At 33.5% G+C, this 361-nt stretch carries 1 pseudogene; it reads right to left on the bottom strand.

From position 1 onward, the window contains the following. A pseudogene (locus HC175_RS20915) lies at positions 1-190 on the bottom strand (FMN-binding glutamate synthase family protein); the annotation flags it as partial. Between the last annotated feature and the right edge of the window lie 171 nt (positions 191-361).

Raw genomic sequence — 361 nt, 5'->3', positions numbered from 1 at the left:
CTACGATATACTGCCTTAGTTCGGGTCCTATGCTCTCCAGCATATATCTAAAATGGCCCACAATAGGGAAATTATGAAGTATTGTGTGTTTCTTGTTGATGAAAATGTCATAAATAAGTACCAACCCAAGAAAAATAAGAATCCACGTCCACCACGAGATGTCACCCAAAAATTCAAGAATACTGTCCATATTTAAGATTTTGCGAAAAATCAAGTTACTTCTTAAAGCAGCAGTTTCAAAATTTTAAACTTTAAATAAATCCAAAAGCCTCAATGGGAGTGTCAAAGATTCTTTAAAAAGATATAGGAATGCGGTTTAGATTTTGCCTCAATTTGGTTATTTTCACCTCCTTAAAAAGAA

Source organism: Salinimicrobium oceani, assembly GCF_012037645.1.
This window is presented reverse-complemented; position numbering and strand designations above follow the sequence as displayed.